This window comes from Curtobacterium sp. MCBA15_004 (genome assembly GCF_001865055.2).
Classification (GTDB): Bacteria; Actinomycetota; Actinomycetes; order Actinomycetales; family Microbacteriaceae; genus Curtobacterium.
In genome coordinates this window covers 919,977-940,948 of the sequence record NZ_CP126266.1, presented here as the reverse complement: position 1 = coordinate 940,948, position 20,972 = coordinate 919,977, and the positions used below count along the sequence as shown (strand labels likewise).

Genomic DNA, 20,972 nt, shown 5'->3' with positions numbered 1-20,972 from the left:
CGACGGACGGACAAGCTCCGACGGCCGCCCGTCAGAACTGGACGCGCGGCGGTTCCGCGATCGCCGCGGGCTCCGCGGTCTCGAAGAACCGCGCCTCGGTCACGCCCTTGCTCCTGGCGAAGGCCGAGTTCGGGAACGAGCGGATCTTCGTGTTCAGTTCCCGCACGCCGCCGTTGTAGGCGCGGCGGGCAGCCTGGATGCCGTCCTCGGTCGCGACGAGCTCCGACTGCAGCTGCAGGAAGGTCTGGCTCGACTGCAGCTGCGGGTACCCCTCGGCCACCGAGAACACGCTCTTCAGTGCCTTCTGCATGTGTCCCTCGGCGGTGGACGCACTCGTGGCGTCGGTCGCACGGAGGGTCTCCGCCCGCGCCGCAGCGACGTCGTCGAAGACCGCCTTCTCGTGGGTCGCGTACCCCTGCACCGTCTCGACGATCGTGGGGACGAGTTCCGCGCGACGCTCGAGCTGGGCCGCGATGTCCGACCACGCGCCGTCGACGCGGGCCTGGAGCGACACCATGGACCGGTAGCTCACCCAGAGGGCGATCCCGACCACGACGAGCAGGACCACCACCACTCCGACGACGATCAACGTCGTGACGAGACCGGTGTCCATCGCGTGTACTCCTCTGCGCGTCGGGTCCCGCGGGGTGCAGCGCGGGTGCGAGGCCGTCTGACGGCCGTTGTCGATCCTACCGAGCAGCACCCTGACCGCCGGACGGGAGCCTCGGTTCACGGGGGATTCCCGAGTGGCGTCCACCTCGCGTGCGGCAGTCGCCCTGGCCGACCGGCCGACGTGGGTGTCATCCGTGTGGTGGATTGACCCGAGCGCCGCGATCACGTGTGATGGAAACGGTGAACACGCTCGGGGACAACGTGGACGAACGGGCCGTCGGGGACGACGGCCCAGCCGAGCGACCCCGCGGGCGTCGACGAGCCCGCGCGGGTGCCCTCGGCGCCGCCCTCGTCGCCGCGGTCGCCGGCCTGCTGGTGATCGCCCCCGCGGCGCTGGCCGACACCGCCGCACCCGCCACGACGACACCGGCGGTGACCGCCGGGAACACCGCGACGGCGTCGCCGCTGACCGCCTCCACCGAAGCCCTCGCCGCCGAGGCCCCCGCCGCGGCCGAGGCCCAGACCCCTGCCGCCGGCTCGTCGACCGGCGCCCCCGACCGCACGCCGCTGCTCGGCACCCTGCCGCCGGCCACCGGGCGCCCGGGGACACCGACCCCGACGCCCACCGACCCACCGGTGACCCGTCCCACGATCGCCGACCCGGGCGACGTGACGACGGCGACGGTCCGTTTCAACGGCAGCGGCACGGCCGGGCACGCGGTGCAGGTCTCCGGTCCGGCTGACACGGGCTGCGGGACGACCGTCGCGGCCGACGGCTCCTGGGCGTGCCTGGCGACGGTGCGCTCGGGACCGCAGCAGGTCTTCACCGTGACCGACCGCACCGACCCCGCCCTCGGCTCGGCCGCCGCGCCGGCGTCGGACGTCGTCGTCCCGCCCGTCGTCACGACCGCCGGTGCCACCGTCGGCCCGGTGAGCGGCACCGGCCTCGCCGGCGCCCGCGTCGCCGTCGCCGTGGCCGGTTCGACCGGCGAGGCCTCGGCGATCGTCGGGGCCGACGGTCGCTGGACCGTGCCCCTCGCGGCCACCGGTGCCCAGGACGGTCAGCTCACCGTCACCGCCACCCAGACCGCGAGCACCGCGGCCGGCTACCGGTCCGACCTCCGCAGCGCGGCGTCCGCACCGCAACGCGTGGTCCTGGACCGCTCCGCGCCGGCCGCCCCCGTCGTCACGGCGCCGGTGTCGGGCGACCGGCTGACCGAGGCCACCACCACGGTCAGCGGCACCGGCGAACCGGCTGCCGTCCTGACGGTGTACCTCGACCGCGCACCCGTCTGCCGCACGACCGTCGGTGGTGACGGAACGTGGCGGTGCACCACGTCCGGCCCCGGCGCGACGGCCGGCTCCCACGACCTCACCGCGACCCAGCAGGACGCCGCGGGCAACTTCTCACCGTCCTCGTCGGTCGTGCGGGTGGTCGTCGCCGGGGACGCCGTCGCGGGCGCCACCGCCAGCGCCGGCACGCCCACCCCGGGCCGGGGCACGACGCCGACGCGTGCGGGTGCCGGTCCGGGTGCGACGGCCGGTCCGGGCACGCCGGTCCCGGACCCCGCGGGGACCGGGACGAGTACCGGCGCGCCGTCCGACGGTGGCGCGGGGACCACGGGCGGCCCCTCCGCTGGTCACGGCGGCCCCGGCTCGGGCGCGTCACGCGACTGGACCGGACCCGCGGGCGACTGGACCGCGTCCACCTCCTTCGACCGGGGCGTCCCGACCGTCCAGTCGTCCTGGTCGTGGCCCACGGCGGGCACCGCCGCCGCCGTCGCCGTCGGCTTCCTGGTGCTCGTCGCGGCACCGTTGGCGCTCGTGGGAGCGGCCGCGCGGGGACGGCTCCGGAACCCGTTCGTCGGTCTGCTCGGACGGAACCGACCGCGATCCGAGCGTCGGCCCGGCGACGAGGTCCTGCCGACCTGGGCGGCGGTCACCCTCGGTGTCGGGATCGTCGCCGTCACGACGCTCCTCGGCGTCGGTGTCTCCCTCGAGGCCCGGTACGTCCGCCTCGCCCTGGCCGTCCTGGTCGGGTCCGCCCTGCTCGCCGCGGCTGTGGTCCTCGCCACGCGCTGGGCGGCCGGCTCGGACCGTGCCCTCGTCGGCTTCCGCGTCTCGCCGTGGCTCGTGGCCGTCGCACTCGTGGCCTGCGCGGTGACCCGGGCGGCCGACTGCTCCCCCGCGCTCGTGCTCGGGCTCGTCCTCGTCCCCGTCGGTCGCCCGGGCGACGGCACCGGGTCACTCCGCCTCGCGTCCACGACGGCGAACGGGGTGCGCGTCGCGACGGCACGGACGACCGCGGTGCTCGTGCTGGCGGTCACCGGGTGGGTGCTGCACTCGCTCACGCCCGAGACCGGGTTCCTGCCGGCCCTCACCTCCGAGGTCGCGACCACCCTGTGCGTCGGCGGCGTCGGTGCGCTCGTCGCGTCGCTCGTCCCCGTCCCCGGCACCGCGGGCGCGGTGCTGCTGGCGCACGCCCGGACGCGGTACGTCGCCCTCGCCGCGGTCTCGCTCGCGCTCGGCACGGCGGTGCTGTCCGGGCCCGGTACGGCCGGTCCGGCCGGCACCGCGGCCACGGCGGTCGCCGTGACCTGCGCGCTCGGGGCGCTCGCGACGTGGTGGGTGCTGCGCCGGACGGCTCCGGTCGCCGCGCGCTGATCCCCGCGGGCGCCACGGCGCCGGGCCGGGAGGCGCGGGTCGGCTCCTCGACGTCGGCCCGGCGCTGCCCCCTGGTCGGTGCGGTCAGGCACGGTCAGGGTGACGGCTCGTCCACCGGCATCGTCGGGATCGACCGCGTGTGCGGCGCGTTGCGCCGGAACAGGCCCGGCAACAGCCCACCGAGCTTCGTGCCGATGCACAGGCTCACGAACGTGGCGATGGGCGTCCCGAGCGCGACGGGGTCCGAGGTGGCGACGGCGACCAGCCCGACCGTCCCCGGGACGAGCAGCAGGAACGCCGGCAGGAACGACACGGTCGCCGGGATCGCGGGCACGAGCCGTTCGAGCAGACGGGTCGCGACGAACAGGACGGCGGCCGTGACGCCGGTCGCGACGACGCTGCCGGCGATGGGCGTCACGCCGGACACGAGCGCGTAGGCCGCGGTCATCACGACGACGGACGCCACGGTGAGCTTCCACCCGGCGACGAACACCAGGCTGATCCCGACCGCGAGCAGGGCGACCGCGACCCAGGACACCCAGTAGGGCGGGACGGCCTCCCACCCGGCGCGGTCCGTGCCGACCCCGGCGACCTCGCCGACGAGCGCGGCGGAGGCCGGGTCGACCCGCAGGCCCGTCAGCGCGCTCCCCGCGGCGATGCCCGCAGCCATGAAGCCGAGCATGATGAGGCCCTGCACGAGCCGCGACGCCCCGGTGACGATGTCCGCCGCCGTGAGCTCGAGCAGGGCGTTCGTGATGAGTGCGCCGGGCACGAACACCGCCACGGGTGCGCACACCGCGTAGAGCGGCACGTGGTCGAACCCGGTCCCGGCGGCGACGAGCCCCACGATGGACGTCGACCCGAATGCGGCGAGGAACGGCACGATCGCGACGGCCTCGCGGAACCGCCGGAGCACCAGGCTGAGGACGCCGACGAGCGCGCCCACGCCGAGGGCCACGAGCACCGCCCACCACGGGCAGCGGAAGACGACCGCGAGCCCGGCCGAGGTCAGGGCGTTCCCGAGCACCCACGGCAGCCCGGGCGGCGGGACGGTCACGGCGCGGATCGCGCGGACCCGGGCGGGGATCTCGGCGAGGGCGATCGACCCGCTCTCGAGGCCGAGCACCAGTCGGTTCGCGCGGGCGACCTGGCGGAACGAGAGCTCGACGCCCTCGGCGTTCACGATCGTGGCGGCGCCCGTCGAGGTCTCGCTCACCATGACGAGTGCGGGGAGCACCCCGATCGCGAGCGACGGTCCGACCCCGGCCGTGTCGCGGGCCTTCTCGAGCGCGGACCGCACGTCGGTGACCGAGCTGCCGGCGTCGAGCAGGAGCGCGCCGAGCGTGCCGAGCAGCATGCCGGTCGGGACCGTCTCGCCGTCGACGACCTCGACGTGGGCCTCGGGGCGACCGAGGGCGTTGCGCAGGTTCGCGAGGGCGCTTCCGAGTCCGACCACGGAGACGATGCTAGGTCCTCGCGCCCGGTCGCCGGACCCGGCCACGGGACGGACGCGGGCCGGGCGCCCGAGGCGGGTCGCGCCTCCAGGCCGTCCCGTACCCCCGGTGGGACTCGAACCCACAACTCGGCGAATAGGAAGGGGCTATCCCGCCCCTTCCCTCCTGTATCCCGGAAGCACCCCTGACCGGGGCTTATCAGGACTTTGGGGACCCGGGTAACACCCGCTCTATCCCGTACTTTCCCGAGCAAAGCGGCGGGTAAGCGGCACCTACCGCGATGGTTCCACCGGTACCGCGGCGGGCGGCGACGGCTGGACCACCTGGGGCGGCCAGAAGCGCTGCGGAACCCGGAGCTCTGCCATCTCGTCGGACACGAGATCGCGGAGGACCCACTCGTAGTCCGCTGCGCTCGCCGCGGCGGCGTTCCCGGTCACGCGTCCTCGCCGAACTGGTCGAGCACGTCCCGAACGTCGGGAGCGAGGTACTCGCGAGCCGCGTAGAACTTCCGGGTCACGTCGGTCCCCGAGTGGCCGAGCTGGCCCCCTGCATCCTCGATCGACCGGCCGTCGCGGATCGCGGTCGCCACGGTCTTCCGGAATGACTTCGGGGTGATCCACTCCGGGTAGTCGTTCGCGAGCTTGAACTCGCGCCACTGCCGCCGGAGGTTCGCCGGGGACCGGAGCGTGCCGGTCGAGGACGGGAAGACCCAGTCGGAGTAGGAGGCCTCGCGGCGGCGGACGAGCATCTTCCAGACGAAGTCGGGTAGCTGCAGCTTCCGGAAGGACGAGTCGGACTTCGGGCGTTCCTGACGGATGAGCCCGACGCCGTCGAGCTGTACCGCGGTGGCCTGCACCGTGACGAGCGGCACGTCGACGTCGAGGGCCAGGTCGGTCCAGCGGAGCGCGACGAGCTCGCCGGTGCGCATGCCCGTCCCGAGCAGCATGTCGATGACCGAGGCGAGGTCTGTCGTGCGCTCGCGGCCGGCACCGTCCTTGCCGCCGTCCCAGGCGCGAAGCTCCTTGCGGAGCCGCTGCACCTCGGAGAGCGCGACGACGCGCACCTCCTTGCGCTCGAGTCGAACGGACTGCGCGTCGCGCACCGGGTTGGCGGCGACCGCGCCGCGGCGGACGGCGAGGGCGAACATCGCGTTCAGAACGACACGGGCGGTCTTCGCCGCTCCGGGCCCGCGGCGCTGAGCAAGAGTCTCGACAACGCGGTCGATCACGGGCACCGTCGCTTCACGCAGCCGCACCCCGCCGAGCGCCGGGAGGACGTTCACCTCGAGCGACGCCTTGTACTGCTGCACGGTCGAGGGCGCTCGGCCCAGCTTCTCGAGGACGGTGACCCACTGGGCCGCGAGGTCTGAGACCTTGCTGTCGGACGTGAGGTCCGAGCCGTGGGTTCGCACGCGGTCCCGGAGGTGCTCGACGAGGGCATCCTCCGCGCGGCGTCCGGTCGGCCCCTGACGCGAGACCTTGCGGGTGACGCCGTCGAAGTCGCGGAAGCGGGCTGTCGCGGTCCACTTGCCGGGGCCCTGCTGCAGTCGGGAGATGGCACCCCAAGTGCCGAGAACGAGTGGTGGTCGCGCCATCAGCTGACCCGCCTTCCTGAGGCGTAGGTGCGCTCGCCGAGTCGGGCGAGGACGAGAGACTGGAACGCCTGTACGAGATCCACGGTAACGCAGAGCTCGTCGGCGATGGCATGGACGTCGCCGCTGTACAGCAGCTCCGCACGTGCGTACTCGGTGGGCTCGATCAGGAGTCGGGCTGCGTAGGCGTCAGCCTGCCGCTCGATCGGGCTGTCCGCGCCGAGGTCGCAGGTGTGCCCGTGGTGGACGTGCCCGAGCTCGTGCGCGATGACGCTGCACTTCTCGTCGGGCGTGCAGCGGACGTCCGCGTACACCCGGTGCTCGAGCGGGTTGTAGTAGCCGATCACGCCGGCTGGCATCGGCGCGTAGGTGATCCGCACCCCCAGCGATCGCGCGACCTCGCCCAGAGAGGTCCGCCGAGATCGCCCCGTGTCACTCCGCATGTGGCTGATCCACCTTCCGTTCTCCTCGCTTCGCGGCGAGGCCCATGTCCTTCTGGACGTCAGTGGCGACGTCGAAGTCCTCTTCATGGTCCGGGTGGTCACTGACATCGGAGGACGCTCTGGGCACGTCCGGGAACACGATGCGGGACGCGAACGGCTCGCGCTCCTGCGCCTCTCGCTGCGCCCGCGCAGAGATGTCCGCCGCCCGGTAGACGATCGTGGTGATCGCGTCGTTGTCGTCTGATCGAGCAAGCAAGCCCACGGTCCCGGAGTCGATCGCGACTGCGACCAGCGCAGAGGTGAAGTCCCGGATGAGGGCCGGATCGACACCAACCGCGACCGCTTCCTCGGCCCAGTCCAACGCCTTCACCGCGCCTTCGTACAGCCGGAGCACCTTATCGACGAACTCATTCGGGTCCTCGGTGCTCGCCGCTTGCGCTCGGAGCCGTTGCACCGCGCGGTACAGGTCATTGACCATCCGCTCGCGCTCTTCGGGCTCGGCCGGCGTCGAGCGGAGAGGAACCTCGGTCGAGTCTGCCTGCGGGAGGATCTCGACGATTTGCTTCCAGTGCTTCCGCGGGACAGCTCCGCCTCGCTCCCAATTCCCGACGGTGCGGAGTGCGATGCCGAGCCCATCCGCGAGGTCCTGCTGCGTCATGCGTGCGCTGTGGCGGGCGGCCCTAAGGCTCTGTCCTGTGATCACATGCCCATCGTAGGCAGTGGCAGGCAACACAGCAAGACCAGAATCCGCAGAAACTCGCGACGCGGGAAACTTTTTGTTGCCTACTGGCACTCAACAGGCAAAGTTGCCTTAGATTGTCTGGCATGGAACAGCGACGCACGAACGGCCCGGCAGTCCGGGTGATCCGCGAACTGATGGGCATCCGTCACGGGCAGTTCGCCCGCCGGGTGGAGATCGACCCCGGCTACCTCACGAAGATCGAGGCAGGCAACAGGCAACCTTCACCGGAGGTAACTGTGCGCATCGCGAACGCGCTCGGCGTCTCGCTTGAGGTCATCTCCTACCCCGTCACCGTGTTGGAGTACGCCGCGTGAGCGCCGGCCAGCCCGTCATGCGCACGGAAGAGGCGGCCGCCTACATCGGCATCTCGCCGAAGACGCTCCTCAACTGGCGATCGCTGCGCAAGGGCCCCGTCGCCGTCAAGCAGGGCCGACTCCTGGCCTACCGGCAGGCGGACCTCGACGCCTACCTCGAGCAGCACACCGAAGAACGGCCCGGCGTCATCCGGGACTGACCCGCGCCAGGCGGCGTACCCGGTTCGACTCCGGGGCGGGTCACCAAGCGCCTGGATACGGCTCCCTCGGGAGCACGCCCTCGCCGCACCTGCAACTCGACAACTACACAGCGTGGCAACAAGCAAGGCGAGACGTACACGGCCCCCGTCGCTGGACAACCCGTCGTCTCGCATCCACCACTTCGGACCGAGAGCTACCCCACCAGGGGTCAACACGGCCGCCCTCGTGGCGGTCAGGAACGGCTCGGTCTAGCTCGTCCTCAGGAGGCGGCGCGCAAGCGACCGTCGGGGGCACGTCGGGATCGGCACTCGACGGCGAGCACTCCCTCGCACTCGCTCACCAGAAGGAGCAGCCATGCCAGCAGCACGAACCTCCGACCCAGAGACCAGCCACGCCGCAGCCCGCTCGGCGCACAAGCCGACCGAGGTCCAGCAGCACATCCTCGAAGTGCTTCGCGCACAGACCGACCCACGCGGCCTCACCGACGATGACCTCTACAGCGCGTACAGCCGACGGGCCATCCGCAACGGCTGGACCGTCCCGACTCCCCAGTCCGTCCGCTCCCGCCGCAAGGAGCTCGAGAAGCGCGGCACCGTCCGCTTCTCGGGGCACTACGGGCTGACCGACACCGGCCGGAAGTCGCGTCGATGGGTGGCCGCCTCGTGAAGCGCGCCGCCGCGAAGGAGTGGGCGCTCGCCGCGGCCTTCTTCGCGGCCGTCATCGCGGCCATGTTCCTGCCCTCCGCGCTGTGACGGACGGCCCGGAACCGCGCGCCTGGCGCAACCCTCTCCGCTCGCGACGGGCGCTCGAACTGCGCCGCGACCTCACCGCACCCGCCGAAGACCTCGACCCGACCGACTGGTGGATCGAGGACGACGCGGCCGCCACCTGATCTCCCCCACCAACGACGAGGGCCCGGCGCTGCAACGCCGGGCCCTCCACTCCCGAAGGAGCAACACAGTGACTTCCGCAACCCTCTCACACCGCGCCGACATCCGCGCAGCCCGCCGCAGGGCCGCGAAGGACGTCCGCATCCTGCGCCGCAACATCAAGGCCGCCGCCGTCCGTCTCGGCTACTCCACCCCGCGCCTCGCCAAGGAGGCGCGCGTCCCGCTCCTACGAGTGCTCGCGATCCGTCTGCACCTCGGCAGGCAGATCACCGTCCCCGAGCTGTTCGCGCTCATGTTCGCCGTGAACCTCGACGTCGACGGGCTCTTCGCCGGGACCCGGGAGACGAGCGCATGACGTTCCAGCCGACGCCCGCCCAGCGCCAGAAGTACGCCGGCTACGACGTCGAGATCCGAGACGCGCAGAACAATCACGTCCGCATCGCTGTCGAGGACGGCGCGGTGATCCGCTTCTACGCCCGAGCACACCGCGTCCCCTCGCTCAAGAAGTTCGTCGTGTTCGTCTACCTCGGCGCGACGGACCAGGACCGCCGCCGTGCCGACCAGTGGGCCCGCGACCTGCCCCTCGGCGGCTGGGCTCAGTTCCCGTCCTGCTGGTTCAAGCGCCGACGGCCGGACGGCTCCTACCTGTGGAAACAGGAGATCGGGGTCGTCGCGCCGGACCCGTTTGCGCAGCTCGAACTCGAGATGATGATCGACGCGGGCAGCGAGGTGCACGCATGAAGATGGCACCTCCCGGCACCGGCTCGCAGCTCAAGGCACTCCGCACGAGCGGCCGAGCACCCCAGCCGCTCGTCGCGGCTCTCGTCGGCTCGTCGACGGCGTACCTCGCGAAGGTCGAGGACGGCGTCGTCTCCCCCTCCCGGGCCTACGTACAAGCAGGCGAGCGCGTACGCCGCGGCCCTCAACGGACGGCCCTCGCAGGTGACGCCATGACCTTCCCCGTCACCGCCGAGCAGTTCGAGGACGACCCTCCCGTAGTCGTCGTCGCACTCGACAACCTCCTCCGCGAACTCATCAACACGTCCGAATGGGACGGCTACACCCTGACGCTCCGCCCAGACCGTGCCGACGCGCTCGCCGCGGCACTCACCAGCAAGGCGGCCGCCATCCGCGCCGGCCGCATCGACATCCACTTCACCGAGGACGACGACGCATGATCGACCAGACCCCCATCGACACCACACCGAACACCCCTCTCGACGCCATCAAGGGCGCGTACCTCCGCAGCCACGACCGCATCGGCTCCGCGATCGACGACCTCGTCGGCGGGCTCGGCGTCGACGAGGACCGCGCCGGCATCGGGATGCTCGACGACGCGAACCACACGCTCGCCCAGCTCGTCTGCGAAGCGCTCGGCTACGACAAGCCCGGACGGGGCTGGGTTCCGACCCGAGAGAGCGCTCCCGAGCTGTACCGGTACGACGACGGATCCCCGATCGTCTACTCCGTCCCCATCGCCCCGCACACGACGATGGACATCTGGCCGCGGTTCGACACGATGGACGACGTACAGACCGTCCTCGGGTACTCACTCGACCTCGCCTTCCCGAGCGCCGGCGAGCGCGCAGCCCGACGGGCGGAGGAAGAGCTGCAGCAGCGAGAAGGCCCAGCCGTCGGAGGCGAGGTGCCCGTCCAGGACATCAACATCGTCACCCGCTTCGGCGAGCCCGCCGCCTCACACGCGCTCAAGCGAGCACTGGACACCCTCAGGCAGGGCGGTGTCGTATGACGCACCACCTCGCGGTCTCATCCACTCTCTCGACGGCCGCCCGTGAAGCGCTCGCCGACTTTCTCTCCGCGTCGTGCCCGACATCGGAGATCCTCGCCCCGGACTCCGGCTGGCCTGAGGAGGCGAACGCGTCCGTCGTCCGCGAGCTCGTCGCTGCTGGCTACGGCACTGAGAGCGACGGCACGTTCACGCTCGACATCCGTCCGCTCGCACCGCAGCAGCTCCCCACCGACGCGCTCGACGACCTCATCCCCGCCCTCCACACGGTCGACCAGATCGTGCAGGACACTGACCGCCGACGCGCGCCGCAGCGCCCCAACCCCGGCAACGAACTCGGCGTCTCGTTCGCGATCCTCATGCAACTGCAGAACGTCCTCCGCCTGGCCGTCTACGGGCGTGAGGGACGCCTCAGCAGCGACGACGTGGCCCGGCAGCTACCCGCGGTCGCGACGATGCTCGCACGGGCCGTCCGGGCGGAGGTGCGCTGATGGGTATCCGTCGCTCAAGCCTCAGCTTCGAGGGACGGTACGTGCAGGTGCCGAACGACTGGGCACGCGACGAGCGCCTGTCCCGGCGGGCGAAGGGCATGCTCGTCGAGCTCATGTCCCACCGGGTCGGGTGGCACATCACCATCGCCGCGCTGCAGCGGACCGGACCTGAGGGGCGCGACGCGATCCGCACGGTCGTCAACGAACTCGCCGCTCTCGGCTACCTCCGCAGAGTGCAGGGGCGCGGTGATGGCGGACGGTTCAACGAGGTCGAATACGAACTTAGCGAACCGCTGCCCGCTGACGGGAAATCCGACATCGGTGGATTTGCCGTCGTCGGTTCATCCGACGACGGTTCACCCGTCGTCGGTGAATCCGACACTAAAGAAGACCATCAATCAGAAGACCATCTGGAAGAAGACGATCCGGAAGAAGATCTCTTGCTCGCTCCTTCGGAGACGAGCCCGAGAGAGAGCCTTTCGGCTGCGTTCGAGCGCTTCTACACGATCTTCCCGAGGAAGGTCGGACGGCTCAAGGCCGAGGCCGCCTTCGGGAAGGCAGTCGCGAACGGCATGCCGGTGCACGTGCTGATCGAAGCGGCACGGAGGTTCGCCACCGACCCGAACCTGCCCGCGGACAAGCAGTTCATCGTGCACCCCGCGACATGGCTCAACCAGGGCCGTTGGGGCGACGAACCGCTGCCGCCTCGGGCGCAGAGCAACCACAAGCAGCCGGCCTACGTCGGGAACCTCGACGTTGTCCGCCAATTCGAAGAGGAGGAACGCCATGAACAAGAGCGAGGTATCGAAGCTGCTCACGGTCGCTTCGGCAATTGACCACCGCAGCATCACCCCGGAGATCGTCAACGCCTGGCACGCGATCGTCGGAGACGTGCCGTTCGACGAGGCGCAGGCGGCCCTCATCGCGCACCGCCGCACCAGGCCGGGCGTCTACTTCGAGCCGGGACACATCATCGAGCAGCGGAAGCTCCGCATCGCTCGGGAGCGGGAGCTGAACGGCCCGCACCCCGCGCCGCCGCCCGGGAAGCGGTGGGCGGCGGACGCGATCGAGAACGACCCGCAGTGGGGCAGCGGCCCGGGCGGAGTGCAGGTGGCGAGCCTTGAGCCGCCGCACTGACCGCCGCGGGCGGGAGCGGGACGCGGAGCGCCGGTACGAGCACGCCGCGTCCGTGGCATCCGCCGAGCGGCTCCGCCGTCACGCCGCCGAGCGGGAACGCGACGACGCCCTCGACCGGGCCGACCACCTCGCCCGGGAGCTACACCGCCTGAACGAGATCCACGAGGCGACCGTCGGCTTCCCGACGGCCGCCGACTACGAACAGATCGGAGCCGAACCGGATGGGTCGAGCTAGTTTCGACCGCGTCATCGACGCCTTCCACGCGAAGGGCCTCAAGGTCCAGATGCGCGGACAGGACGCCGCGGACGCGCAAGGCCCGGGCCACTCGGGCCGCGACAGGTCGGTGTCGATCCGCTCGGTCGAGGGCCGCACCCTGGTCTGGCCGCACGCCGACGACCGGGACGAGGTGCTCGCCGAACTCGGCCTGACCCTGCAGGATCTCTTCGACGAGCCGCGGAAGGGCATCGAGTACCGCTACCGCGACGGCCGCGTCGTCCACCGCTCTCCCGACAAGAAGTTCCGGCAGTCCGGCAACACGAAGGGCCGGGACCTCTACCGGGCGGAACGCATCACCGACGCCGTCTCCGAGGTGTGGATGGCCGAGGGCGAGCAGGACGTGCACGCGCTCGAGTCGCTCGGCGTCGTCGCGGTCTGCACCGCAATGGGTGCGGGCAAGGCGGCCATGTTCGACCTCGCGCCGCTGCACGGTCGCAAGGTGTTCCTCGTCCGTGACATGGACGAACCGGGACTGAAGCATGCCCGTCAGGTTCGGGACCTGCTCGCGGGGAAGGCGACGGTGATCCTCCTCGAACCCATCGAGGGCAAGGACGCCGCCGACCACATCACCGCCGGCCACTCCCTCGAGGACTTCCGCCTCGCCCCGCTCGACCCCGTCGAACCGGAGCAGGACGAAGAGCCGCCCCCGCCCCCGCCAGTGGACGACCAGTTCGAACGGCAGGTCGCCTACGAGCTCGAGAAGCTCGAGGTGCGAGACGAGGTCGCTCGCCGCCGTTCCAACGTCGGCGCGGCCGTCCTCCGCCCGAAGTACCTGGACGAGATCCTCACCATCACGGACACGCAGGACTGGCTCATCCCGGGCCTGCTCGAGCGCCGCGACCGGCTCATCCTCACCGGCGGGGAAGGAGCCGGGAAGTCGTTCTTCAGCCGTCAGCTCGCGATCGCCGCGGCCGCCGGAGTCCACCCGTTCCGCAACGAACGGATCGCCCCAGTCCGGGTCCTCGCGATCGACGCGGAGAACAGCGAAGTGCAGTGGGCCCGCAACGCCCGCTACGTCGCGAGCATGGCCCGCACCTACGGCTCCGTCGACCCCGGCAGGCAGGTCCTCGTGTCCGCCGGCACCCGACTCGACCTCACCCGCCAGGCCGACCTCGACCAGGTGCACCGCCTCATGGACCAGCACAAGCCCGACCTGCTCTACATCGGGCCGCTGTACAAGCTGCTCGCGAAGGCCATCAACTCCGATGACGACGCAGCACCGTTGATCGTCGCCCTCGACGGTCTCCGCGAACGCGGCGTGGCTCTCCTCATGGAAGCGCACGCCGGCCACGGCAAGTCCCTCGGCGGCGAGCGAGACCTCCGTCCGCGCGGATCGTCCGCGCTCCTCGGCTGGCCCGAGTTCGGCCTCGGACTCCGACCCATCGAGGACGACCCCGGCATGGTCTCCGTCGTCCGCTGGCGCGGAGACCGAGACGAACGGGACTGGCCGAAGCACCTTCGCCGAGGCCAGCAGGGCGAGATGCCCTGGATGCCCGCTTAACCACCCACCGAACACCGCGGCGAGCGCCACCCCAACCCCGGGGCACGGCGCTCGCCGCGTCTTCACCACCAGGAGGTCACAGACCATGGAGCAGATCACGAAGCGCCTGATGAACTGGGCGAGCATCCTCGAGCCCGACACCCGGGCGCAGGCGGAGCGGCTGTCGCGGATGCCGTTCGTGCACCCGCACGTCGCCCTCATGCCGGACGCGCACCTCGGGAAGGGCGCGACGGTCGGGTCGGTCATCCCGACCGCCGGCGCAATCATCCCCGCCGCGGTCGGCGTCGACATCGGCTGCGGGATGATCGCGGTCCGGACGCAGTGGGCCGAGAGCGACTTCCGCGACACCCTCGGCCCGGACGGGCTCCGGTACCTGCGCGAGCGGATCGAGCGCGCCGTGCCGCTGTCGGCGGGCAAGTACAACCAGCGCGTCGAGGTGTCAGCCGTCCCGCGCCTGGTCGACCTCGAGCTCCTCGCCGATGCCGCCGGCTTCGACCCCGCCGCCTACGCGCCGAACTGGAAGCTGCAGCTCGGGACGCTGGGGTCCGGGAACCACTTCATCGAGGTCAGCGTCGACGAGGAGGACCGGGTCTGGCTGTTCCTGCACTCCGGCAGCCGCGGCGTCGGCAACAAGATCGCCCAGCACCACATCCGCGTCGCCCAGCAGCTCGCCGAGCGGTACTTCATCCCCCTCGAGGACCCCGACCTCGCCTACCTCGTCGACGGGACCCCGGAGTTCGACCGGTACATCGCCGAGCTCGGGTGGGCGCAGCAGTTCGCGCTCCTCAACCGGGAGGAGATGATGCACCGCGTCATCGCGCAGGTCGAGCTCGTCACCGGCGGCGCGGTCGTCGAGTCGGAGCGGGTGAACTGCCACCACAACTACACGACGCAGGAGCGGCACTTCGGCAAGACGGTGTGGCTGTCCCGGAAGGGCGCGATCGACGCATCCGAGGGCACGCTCGGGCTGATCCCCGGGAGCATGGGCGACCTGTCCTACGTCGTCCGAGGCCGCGGCAACCGCCTCGCGCTGAACAGCAGCCCGCACGGTGCCGGCCGGAACTACTCCCGCTCGGCCGCCCGCCGCACCTTCACGCACGAGCAGCTCCGCGAGGCGATGGCCGGCATCGAGTACCGCGACACCGACGCGTTCCTCGACGAGATCCCCGCGGCGTACAAGCCGATCGACGTCGTCATGCAGGACGCCGCCGACCTCGTCGACGTCGTGCACACCCTCAGCCAGATCGTGAACGTGAAGGGCGACTGACCGGTGCCGAGTACCAACGCCCAGCGCTTCCGCCGCGAGGTGTGGCCGGGTCTCGCAGCTCGCCTCATCTGGCTCATCGTTGGAGCGTTCAGCGGCTCCTTGCTCGTGACCGCCGTCCGCGCCCTCACCGGGTGGTGGTGACCACGGCCGACACCCGACCGCCAGCGACCTACGAGGTGGTCGTCCATCCATCCGGGCTGCCCGTCCGCGAGAACAGCACCATCAAGCTCGGGCACGTCGTCCTCATCGGGGACGACGAGATCGCGATGCACCCACTCGACGTCAACGCCCTCCGGTACCCGAACCCGTTCGACCGCCTCCGCGCGCTCGAGCGCTGGGCCGCCGACGAGCTCCGCCGACGCATCCGCTGATGCTGCAACCCCTCCACCAGCCCGGGGAGCTCTGCGCACCGCAGTGCAAGGAGCTCCCCGAGCTGTGCCCCGCCAACACCCCATCACCACCACGGCGAGCGCTCCGATCCCGCAGCGCTCGCCGCAGCACCCGCAAGGAGCGCAGTTGAGCACCGATGTCTCCCACGACACCGACACCACCACCGACGCCGTCGTCGTCTTCGACGCCGCTGTCGCCGCCTCGTTCGTCCGGGCCCGGCTGGCGAACGCCGCCGACCACGTCGGCTACATCCGCGGGCTCGTCGCCCCCGGCAGCGCGCAGCGGTCCGACGGGCAGCCGCGAAGCTCGAGCACCGAGCCGCCGCTCCCGATCCGGGTCGACCCGCTCGAGGCCTCCGATCGCGTGTACGCGCACCTGCTGAACTGGGTCCGGTACTGGGCAGCCGAACTCGCGATCGAGCCGCCCGTCGCCGCGGTCTACGCGTGGGCGACCGACGGCGGCCCGCAGGGCTTCCGGTCGACCGTCACCCCGCTCGGCGCGTGGGGTCTCACGTCGACCCTCACGACGTGGCTGCTGCTGCACCACGACACCATCCGCCAGCAGCCGGACTCCGACGAGTACTTCGGCCAGGTCGACGACATGCTCGGCCAGCTGCGCGGCCGCTTCCCGATGGACGCGCCCCGCGCACGACCGACGCTCGCCCGTGCCTGCCCGGTCTGCGGCAACGAGACGATGAGGATCGAGCGCCGCGGCGAGACGGAAGGCGGGGTCGCGGCGAGCATCGCACTGGTCTGCAGCTACTGCGCGTTCGAGGGCGACGCGAAGGCGCTGACGAAGGACCGGGACGTCCGCACCCTCGTCGCCGACATCCGCGTCGAGGAAGCGCCCGATCCCGCCGAGTGGTGGACGAAGCGGCAGGCGCTCGACGAGATGCACCTCACCTCGCAGACCCTCAACCGGTACATCCGCGAGGACGGCCTCGCCACCCACACGGACGCCGGCGTCGTCTACGTGCGCGCCGAGGACGTCCGAGACCTGTGGCGCAGCAAGCGCATCCGCCAGCTCAAGAGCATGCGCCGTTGGGTGGGGCCGCTCCCGGAGCCGACCGAGGGCTAGAAGTGACGGGCGGCGCGGCGGGCTACCCCTGCCGCCGTCGCCCGCCGCACCCGGTGCGCGACGAGCGCGTGCTCGGCGAGCACGTCCTCGCGCTGCACAAGGCGGAGGAGGAGCTGCCGGTACCGGACCCACGACATCGCGAACCCGGTCCGGATCGCCGCTTCCTTCTGCCGGTCGTCACGAGGGTTGGCCTCCTCGAACTCGAGGATGCGCCGCTCGTCGTCCGACATGCCGGCATCATCCACCGCACCACCGACACGCCGCACCCGCGCACTTGTGCGGGTGTTCAGTTCACGGTTAGTATGTCCGTGACATCGCATGCCCGCCCGGGATTCCGGCGGGCATTACTTGTACCCGCCGCTCTCATGCGGCCGGTCACGCGCCCCTAGCTCAGCGGAAGAGCACGCGGCTTCTACCCGCACGGTCGGCAGTTCGAATCTGTCGGGGCGCACGAGCGAGACGGCAACGCGCCCGTCCGCGACAAGAAGGACACGGCAGCGACCCCGCTGCCCCTCGCCCCGTCACTGGGCAGTCCGAGGAGTGACCGGGTGGTTCCGTCAGCGACCCTCGAGCCCTTCCTCGGCGACCGACGCACCGGTCCACGGCAGAGGGGGACAGCGCTCCTCACGGGAGCGCCGAGGCCGGTTCGACTCCGGCGGGGTTCACGCGGAGTACCGCCCTCACGGGTACGGCACCAGCCATGGCAGACGGCAAGGAGTAGTCGGCCACCCACACTTCCCCATGCCCCGCCGACACGCACCGCTACCGCATCGGCCGCCGGTCCCGCCCTCGGGTGGAACGCCGGCCGCCTCGCGACTCCACGACGGCGGCGCGAGGCATGGGGACCACCACCCCGCCGCGCACCCCGAGCACACCAGCTGACCCCCCCGCTGCAGCCCGGCCGGAACGGCACCAACCTGGGGGCGTCAACGAGGACCCACAGTCACCTCGAAGGACGTTCACGACGGCGTCAACCTTCTCGCCGAGACGCACCTGCGCGCCCAGCACCACCACCGAGGAGCGTCAGCGTGGACGACCCCGACCTCACCGCCCACCGGGCCCGCAGCAACCGCCGCTCGGACCACACGCCGGACGCACCACCCGCCCTCGTCGCAGCAGTCGACGAGGTGTACGACGCGCTCGAGGACAGGAGCTGAGATGAACGACGACGCACCTCTCTCCGGCGGCTACATGTCGTGGGACGACGACCGCCGAGCACGCTTCGACGAGGCGCGCGAGCTCGCAGGCAAGGCCATCGCGGACATGTGCCGCATCCACACCGAAGACGGTCACCCCGACGACCCGCCGTACGTGCAGGGATGGGTCGCTGCAGCCGAGTGGACGAACGTGGAGTTCGAGCGCAACAACTCAGGCGGGCGGTTCATCTTCGCGCCGTACGGGCAGATGCTCTCGGTCGGAGCTGGCCTGGCCGACTGGGCCCGCACGCGCCACCTCTGATCGGCAGCCAGCATGAGCATGCGCGTGTGTGCAGTGCACGGCTGCCCCGCCGTCTTCGACGGAGCCACAGGCACCCGGTGCCCCCAGCACCGACGCAGCGCCGACCGGTACCGCGGCACCGCCACCGAGCGCGGCTACACCAGCGCCGGACACCAGCGCTTTCGCCGGGCAGTCCTTGACCGCGACCCCATCTGCATCCGCTGTGGTACCGCGCAGTCCACCGTCGCCGACCACTACCCGCGCTCACGCCGGGAGCTGCAGGCGCTGTCCCTGGACCCAGACGATCCGCAGTACGGCCGCGGCCTCTGCTCCCCATGTCACAACACCGAGACCGCACGGAACCAACCTGGCGGCTGGAACGACCGAGGGTGAGCAGGCAGGTCCGCGACGACGACGGCGACGACGTCGACGGGGTGGGGAGGGGGCCCCGACGACGGGGGGCGTCGGAACCGCCGGAGAGGTGATCAAGAAGTCCGTCAAGTTCAAAACGCCCCGGATACCCCCGGGCTGACCCTCATTCGGGGGTCACCAGCGCCGCGCAATGCGGCAAGAGGTGGTCGCCATGCCCAGCGGAGGAGCCCGCACACGATCCGGTCCCGCACCGGACCCGAACGCACTGCGCCGGGACCGGAAGACCGACGCCGAGTGGGTGTCGCTGCCCGCCGAGGGCTACCAGGGCCCCATCCCCGAGCACCCGCTGCCGGCGAACCCGATCTACGACATCTACTGGGTCGACAAGCAGCGCGTCAAGGAGCTCGACGAGGACGCCACCAACGCGTTCCGTGACCGCGAGGTCGCGCTCTGGGACAAGCTCTGGCGGCGACCGCAAGCAGTCATGTGGGCGCGGCTCGGCCTCGAGTACGAAGTCGCGGCGTACGTCCGCGCCTACCTCGAGTCGAACCTCCCTGACGCGGTGTCCGGCATGAAGACCGCAACGCTGCGGATGGCCGCCGAGCTCGGTCTCTCCCTGCCGGGCATGCACTCGCTCCGCTGGAAGATCGTCGAAGACGACCTCGCCGCCAAGCGCGCCGAGACCCCGACTGCGACGAAGCCGCCGGTGAAGCGACAGAGCGCCCGCGATCGACTCAAGGCGGTTGGCGATGCCTAGACCGATGATGGTCGTCCCCGAGTGGATCGAAGCGCACTGCGTCATCCCGGACCAGGAGAGCCGCGGCGAGCCGTTCATCCTCGGCTCCGAGCAGCTGCAGTTCGTCGCGAACCACTACACGGTCAGCGACGCCGCGAAGGTCGGGCAGAAGAGCACCGCGTTCGTCTACCGCCGGTCGCTGCTGGTCCGCTCGCAGAAGTGGGGCAAGTCCCCCCTGATCGGCGCGTTCGTGTGCGTCGAAGGTGTCGGCCCGGTCCTCTTCGACGGGTGGGCGCTCGGCGGCGAGATCTACGACTGCCGGGACTTCGGCTGCGGCTGCGGCTGGTTCTACGAGTACGAGCCCGGCGAGCCGATGGGCCGCCCGTGGGCGACGCCGCTCATCCAGATCACCGCGACCAGCGAAGACCAGACCGACAACACCTACGACGCCCTCCGGCCCATGATCGAGCTCGGCCCGCTCGCCGAGGTCATCCCGAAGACCGGCGAGGAGTTCATCCGGCTCCCGAACGACGGGCGCATCGACGTCGTCACGAGCAAGGCCACCTCCCGCCTCGGGCAGCGCGTCACGTTCGTCCCGCAGGACGAGACCGGCCTCTGGGTCGCCTCGAACGGTGGCCACAACCTCGCGAAGAAGCAGCGACAGGGCCTGGCCGGCATGGGCGGGCGCGCGATCGAGACGACGAACGCGTGGGACCCCGCCGAAGACTCCGTCGCGCAGCGCACCTTCGCGTCCACCGCGAAGGACCTGAACCGAGACTTCCGCCAGCCGCCCGCGCACCTGAACTTCAACGTCAAGCGCGAGCGACGGAAGATCTTCCAGTTCAACTACGCCGGTGCACCGTGGGTCGACATCGACGCGATCGAAGGCCAGGCCTTCGAGATGCTCGAGAAGGACCCCGCCGACGCGGAGCGCTTCTTCGGCAACCGCATCGTCCCCGGACAGGGCCGCTGGCTCGACTCGGCGAAGTGGGACAAGAAGAGCGAGCAGCGCGACGTGCCCGCCGGCACTCGCGTGTGCCTCGGCTTCGACGGCTCCGACAACGACGACTACACCGGCATCCGCCTCGAGACCCTCGACTACTACCAGTTCACGCCCACCTACGGCGACGCGGAACGCCCCACCCAGTGGCGGCCGCAGGACTGGGGCGGCCGCATCCCCCGCGCGGAGGTGCGCTCCGCCGTCGAGGAGCTCTGCAAGCGCTACGACGTCGTCCGCGCCTACCTCGACCCGAAGATGTGGGAGACCGAGATCGACGAGTGGGGCTCCCTCTTCGGGGAGAAGACCTTCATCAAGTGGCCGACGAACCAGATCGGCCGCATGTGGCCCTCGCTCGAGCGGTTCCGGACCGACGTCTACAACCCCGACTCGGCCTTCCGTCACGACGGCGACCCGGAGCTCGACGACCACACCCGCAACGCCGTCGTCCGCTCCCGCGGCCTCGACGCCGCGACCGGTGAACGCCGCTACATCCTCGGCAAGGCGTCCGAGCACCAGAAGTTCGACTACCTCATGTCCGCCACCCTGGCCCACGAGGCCACCTGCGACGCGATCGCCGCCGGCGCGAACACCACGCCCGACGACGACTACGTCTACTTATAGCCGGTTGG

28 protein-coding genes and 1 tRNA gene are annotated in these 20,972 nt (G+C 71.2%); 23 read left to right on the top strand and 6 right to left on the bottom strand.

What is annotated here, in order from left to right:
- Positions 1-31: 31 nt before the first annotated feature.
- A complete protein-coding gene (locus QOL16_RS04490) occupies positions 32-613 on the bottom strand; it encodes a LemA family protein (RefSeq protein ID WP_065961803.1) in 582 nt (193 codons plus the stop codon).
- A 230-nt stretch (positions 614-843) separates the two neighbouring features.
- On the opposite strand from QOL16_RS04490, the gene QOL16_RS04485 reads away from it, so the two are divergent.
- On the top strand, positions 844-3,276 hold the full coding sequence (locus QOL16_RS04485; RefSeq protein WP_175473051.1) for an Ig-like domain-containing protein: 2,433 nt from the start codon (positions 844-846) through the stop codon (positions 3,274-3,276).
- Positions 3,277-3,370: 94 nt separating this feature from the next.
- Here the strand turns inward: QOL16_RS04485 and QOL16_RS04480 are convergent, their stop codons facing one another.
- The 4 genes from QOL16_RS04480 to QOL16_RS04465 all read right to left on the bottom strand — a co-directional run bounded on the left by QOL16_RS04480 (position 3,371) and on the right by QOL16_RS04465 (position 7,467).
- Entirely contained in the window at positions 3,371-4,732 is a 1,362-nt protein-coding gene (locus QOL16_RS04480; protein WP_071245505.1) for a threonine/serine exporter family protein, read from the bottom strand.
- A gap of 431 nt (positions 4,733-5,163) precedes the next feature.
- Positions 5,164-6,324: a tyrosine-type recombinase/integrase gene (locus tag QOL16_RS04475; RefSeq protein ID WP_071283221.1), complete on the bottom strand. Its 1,161-nt coding sequence runs from the start codon at positions 6,322-6,324 to the stop codon at positions 5,164-5,166.
- Entirely contained in the window at positions 6,324-6,764 is a 441-nt protein-coding gene (locus QOL16_RS04470; protein ID WP_302847178.1) for an ImmA/IrrE family metallo-endopeptidase, read from the bottom strand. Before QOL16_RS04470 ends, QOL16_RS04475 begins: the two co-directional genes overlap by 1 nt.
- Positions 6,754-7,467, bottom strand: a complete 714-nt coding sequence (locus QOL16_RS04465) for a helix-turn-helix transcriptional regulator (protein WP_302847179.1) — start codon at positions 7,465-7,467, stop codon at positions 6,754-6,756. The genes QOL16_RS04470 and QOL16_RS04465 overlap by 11 nt, the downstream gene beginning before the upstream one ends.
- Positions 7,468-7,589: 122 nt before the next feature.
- Here QOL16_RS04465 and QOL16_RS04460 point away from each other — a divergent pair, with 122 nt between their 5' ends.
- The 17 genes from QOL16_RS04460 to QOL16_RS04380 all read left to right on the top strand — a co-directional run bounded on the left by QOL16_RS04460 (position 7,590) and on the right by QOL16_RS04380 (position 16,798).
- On the top strand, positions 7,590-7,820 hold the full coding sequence (locus tag QOL16_RS04460; protein ID WP_083394935.1) for a helix-turn-helix domain-containing protein: 231 nt from the start codon (positions 7,590-7,592) through the stop codon (positions 7,818-7,820).
- The gene (locus QOL16_RS04455; protein ID WP_217637615.1) at positions 7,817-8,020 is read left to right on the top strand and encodes a helix-turn-helix domain-containing protein; all 204 of its coding nucleotides are present in this window, start codon (positions 7,817-7,819) and stop codon (positions 8,018-8,020) included. Before QOL16_RS04460 ends, QOL16_RS04455 begins: the two co-directional genes overlap by 4 nt.
- Before the next feature lie 355 nt (positions 8,021-8,375).
- Positions 8,376-8,687: a hypothetical protein gene (locus QOL16_RS04450; RefSeq protein WP_071283228.1), complete on the top strand. Its 312-nt coding sequence runs from the start codon at positions 8,376-8,378 to the stop codon at positions 8,685-8,687.
- 82 nt (positions 8,688-8,769) lie between these two features.
- Positions 8,770-8,913 carry a hypothetical protein gene (locus tag QOL16_RS04445; protein ID WP_175473052.1) on the top strand — a complete coding sequence of 48 codons (144 nt, stop codon included), beginning with the start codon at positions 8,770-8,772 and terminating at the stop codon, positions 8,911-8,913.
- A 68-nt stretch (positions 8,914-8,981) separates the two neighbouring features.
- Positions 8,982-9,266, top strand: a complete 285-nt coding sequence (locus QOL16_RS04440) for a hypothetical protein (protein WP_071283230.1) — start codon at positions 8,982-8,984, stop codon at positions 9,264-9,266.
- Positions 9,263-9,652, top strand: a complete 390-nt coding sequence (locus tag QOL16_RS04435) for a hypothetical protein (protein WP_071283233.1) — start codon at positions 9,263-9,265, stop codon at positions 9,650-9,652. The genes QOL16_RS04440 and QOL16_RS04435 overlap by 4 nt, the downstream gene beginning before the upstream one ends.
- A complete protein-coding gene (locus QOL16_RS04430; protein ID WP_139266343.1) occupies positions 9,649-10,089 on the top strand; it encodes a helix-turn-helix domain-containing protein in 441 nt (146 codons plus the stop codon). The genes QOL16_RS04435 and QOL16_RS04430 overlap by 4 nt, the downstream gene beginning before the upstream one ends.
- Positions 10,086-10,661: a hypothetical protein gene (locus QOL16_RS04425; RefSeq protein ID WP_071283238.1), complete on the top strand. Its 576-nt coding sequence runs from the start codon at positions 10,086-10,088 to the stop codon at positions 10,659-10,661. The genes QOL16_RS04430 and QOL16_RS04425 overlap by 4 nt, the downstream gene beginning before the upstream one ends.
- Positions 10,658-11,149 (top strand): hypothetical protein, encoded by a 492-nt coding sequence (locus QOL16_RS04420; RefSeq protein WP_071283240.1) that lies wholly within the window; start codon positions 10,658-10,660, stop codon positions 11,147-11,149. Before QOL16_RS04425 ends, QOL16_RS04420 begins: the two co-directional genes overlap by 4 nt.
- Positions 11,149-11,985 carry a hypothetical protein gene (locus tag QOL16_RS04415; RefSeq protein WP_071283242.1) on the top strand — a complete coding sequence of 279 codons (837 nt, stop codon included), beginning with the start codon at positions 11,149-11,151 and terminating at the stop codon, positions 11,983-11,985. Before QOL16_RS04420 ends, QOL16_RS04415 begins: the two co-directional genes overlap by 1 nt.
- A complete protein-coding gene (locus QOL16_RS04410) occupies positions 11,936-12,286 on the top strand; it encodes a hypothetical protein (RefSeq protein WP_139266344.1) in 351 nt (116 codons plus the stop codon). The genes QOL16_RS04415 and QOL16_RS04410 overlap by 50 nt, the downstream gene beginning before the upstream one ends.
- Positions 12,270-12,521 (top strand): hypothetical protein, encoded by a 252-nt coding sequence (locus QOL16_RS04405; RefSeq protein ID WP_071283246.1) that lies wholly within the window; start codon positions 12,270-12,272, stop codon positions 12,519-12,521. The genes QOL16_RS04410 and QOL16_RS04405 overlap by 17 nt, the downstream gene beginning before the upstream one ends.
- The gene (locus QOL16_RS04400) at positions 12,508-14,064 is read left to right on the top strand and encodes an AAA family ATPase (RefSeq protein ID WP_071283248.1); all 1,557 of its coding nucleotides are present in this window, start codon (positions 12,508-12,510) and stop codon (positions 14,062-14,064) included. Before QOL16_RS04405 ends, QOL16_RS04400 begins: the two co-directional genes overlap by 14 nt.
- Positions 14,065-14,149: 85 nt before the next feature.
- Positions 14,150-15,331 carry an RtcB family protein gene (locus QOL16_RS04395; protein WP_305411401.1) on the top strand — a complete coding sequence of 394 codons (1,182 nt, stop codon included), beginning with the start codon at positions 14,150-14,152 and terminating at the stop codon, positions 15,329-15,331.
- A gap of 3 nt (positions 15,332-15,334) precedes the next feature.
- Positions 15,335-15,472 (top strand): hypothetical protein, encoded by a 138-nt coding sequence (locus tag QOL16_RS04390; RefSeq protein ID WP_175473146.1) that lies wholly within the window; start codon positions 15,335-15,337, stop codon positions 15,470-15,472.
- A complete protein-coding gene (locus tag QOL16_RS04385) occupies positions 15,469-15,702 on the top strand; it encodes a hypothetical protein (RefSeq protein WP_139266507.1) in 234 nt (77 codons plus the stop codon). The genes QOL16_RS04390 and QOL16_RS04385 overlap by 4 nt, the downstream gene beginning before the upstream one ends.
- A 145-nt stretch (positions 15,703-15,847) precedes the next feature.
- Positions 15,848-16,798, top strand: coding sequence for a hypothetical protein (locus QOL16_RS04380; protein WP_071285381.1), 951 nt, complete (start codon positions 15,848-15,850; stop codon positions 16,796-16,798).
- Here QOL16_RS04380 and QOL16_RS04375 read toward each other — a convergent pair.
- Positions 16,795-17,028, bottom strand: a complete 234-nt coding sequence (locus QOL16_RS04375) for a DUF3263 domain-containing protein (RefSeq protein ID WP_071285379.1) — start codon at positions 17,026-17,028, stop codon at positions 16,795-16,797. The genes QOL16_RS04380 and QOL16_RS04375 overlap by 4 nt on opposite strands.
- A gap of 149 nt (positions 17,029-17,177) precedes the next feature.
- Between QOL16_RS04375 and QOL16_RS04370 the strand changes: the two genes are divergently transcribed.
- The 5 genes from QOL16_RS04370 to QOL16_RS04350 all read left to right on the top strand — a co-directional run bounded on the left by QOL16_RS04370 (position 17,178) and on the right by QOL16_RS04350 (position 20,964).
- Positions 17,178-17,249: transfer RNA gene (locus tag QOL16_RS04370), tRNA-Arg, on the top strand.
- Positions 17,250-17,826: 577 nt separating this feature from the next.
- Complete coding sequence (locus QOL16_RS04365; protein WP_302847186.1) at positions 17,827-17,955, top strand: hypothetical protein; 129 nt, start codon at positions 17,827-17,829, stop codon at positions 17,953-17,955.
- A 1-nt stretch (position 17,956) separates the two neighbouring features.
- The gene (locus tag QOL16_RS04360) at positions 17,957-18,256 is read left to right on the top strand and encodes a hypothetical protein (protein WP_305411397.1); all 300 of its coding nucleotides are present in this window, start codon (positions 17,957-17,959) and stop codon (positions 18,254-18,256) included.
- Positions 18,257-18,818: 562 nt separating this feature from the next.
- Entirely contained in the window at positions 18,819-19,364 is a 546-nt protein-coding gene (locus QOL16_RS04355; protein WP_071284870.1) for a hypothetical protein, read from the top strand.
- The gene (locus tag QOL16_RS04350) at positions 19,357-20,964 is read left to right on the top strand and encodes a hypothetical protein (protein ID WP_071284871.1); all 1,608 of its coding nucleotides are present in this window, start codon (positions 19,357-19,359) and stop codon (positions 20,962-20,964) included. The genes QOL16_RS04355 and QOL16_RS04350 overlap by 8 nt, the downstream gene beginning before the upstream one ends.
- Positions 20,965-20,972: the final 8 nt, after the last annotated feature.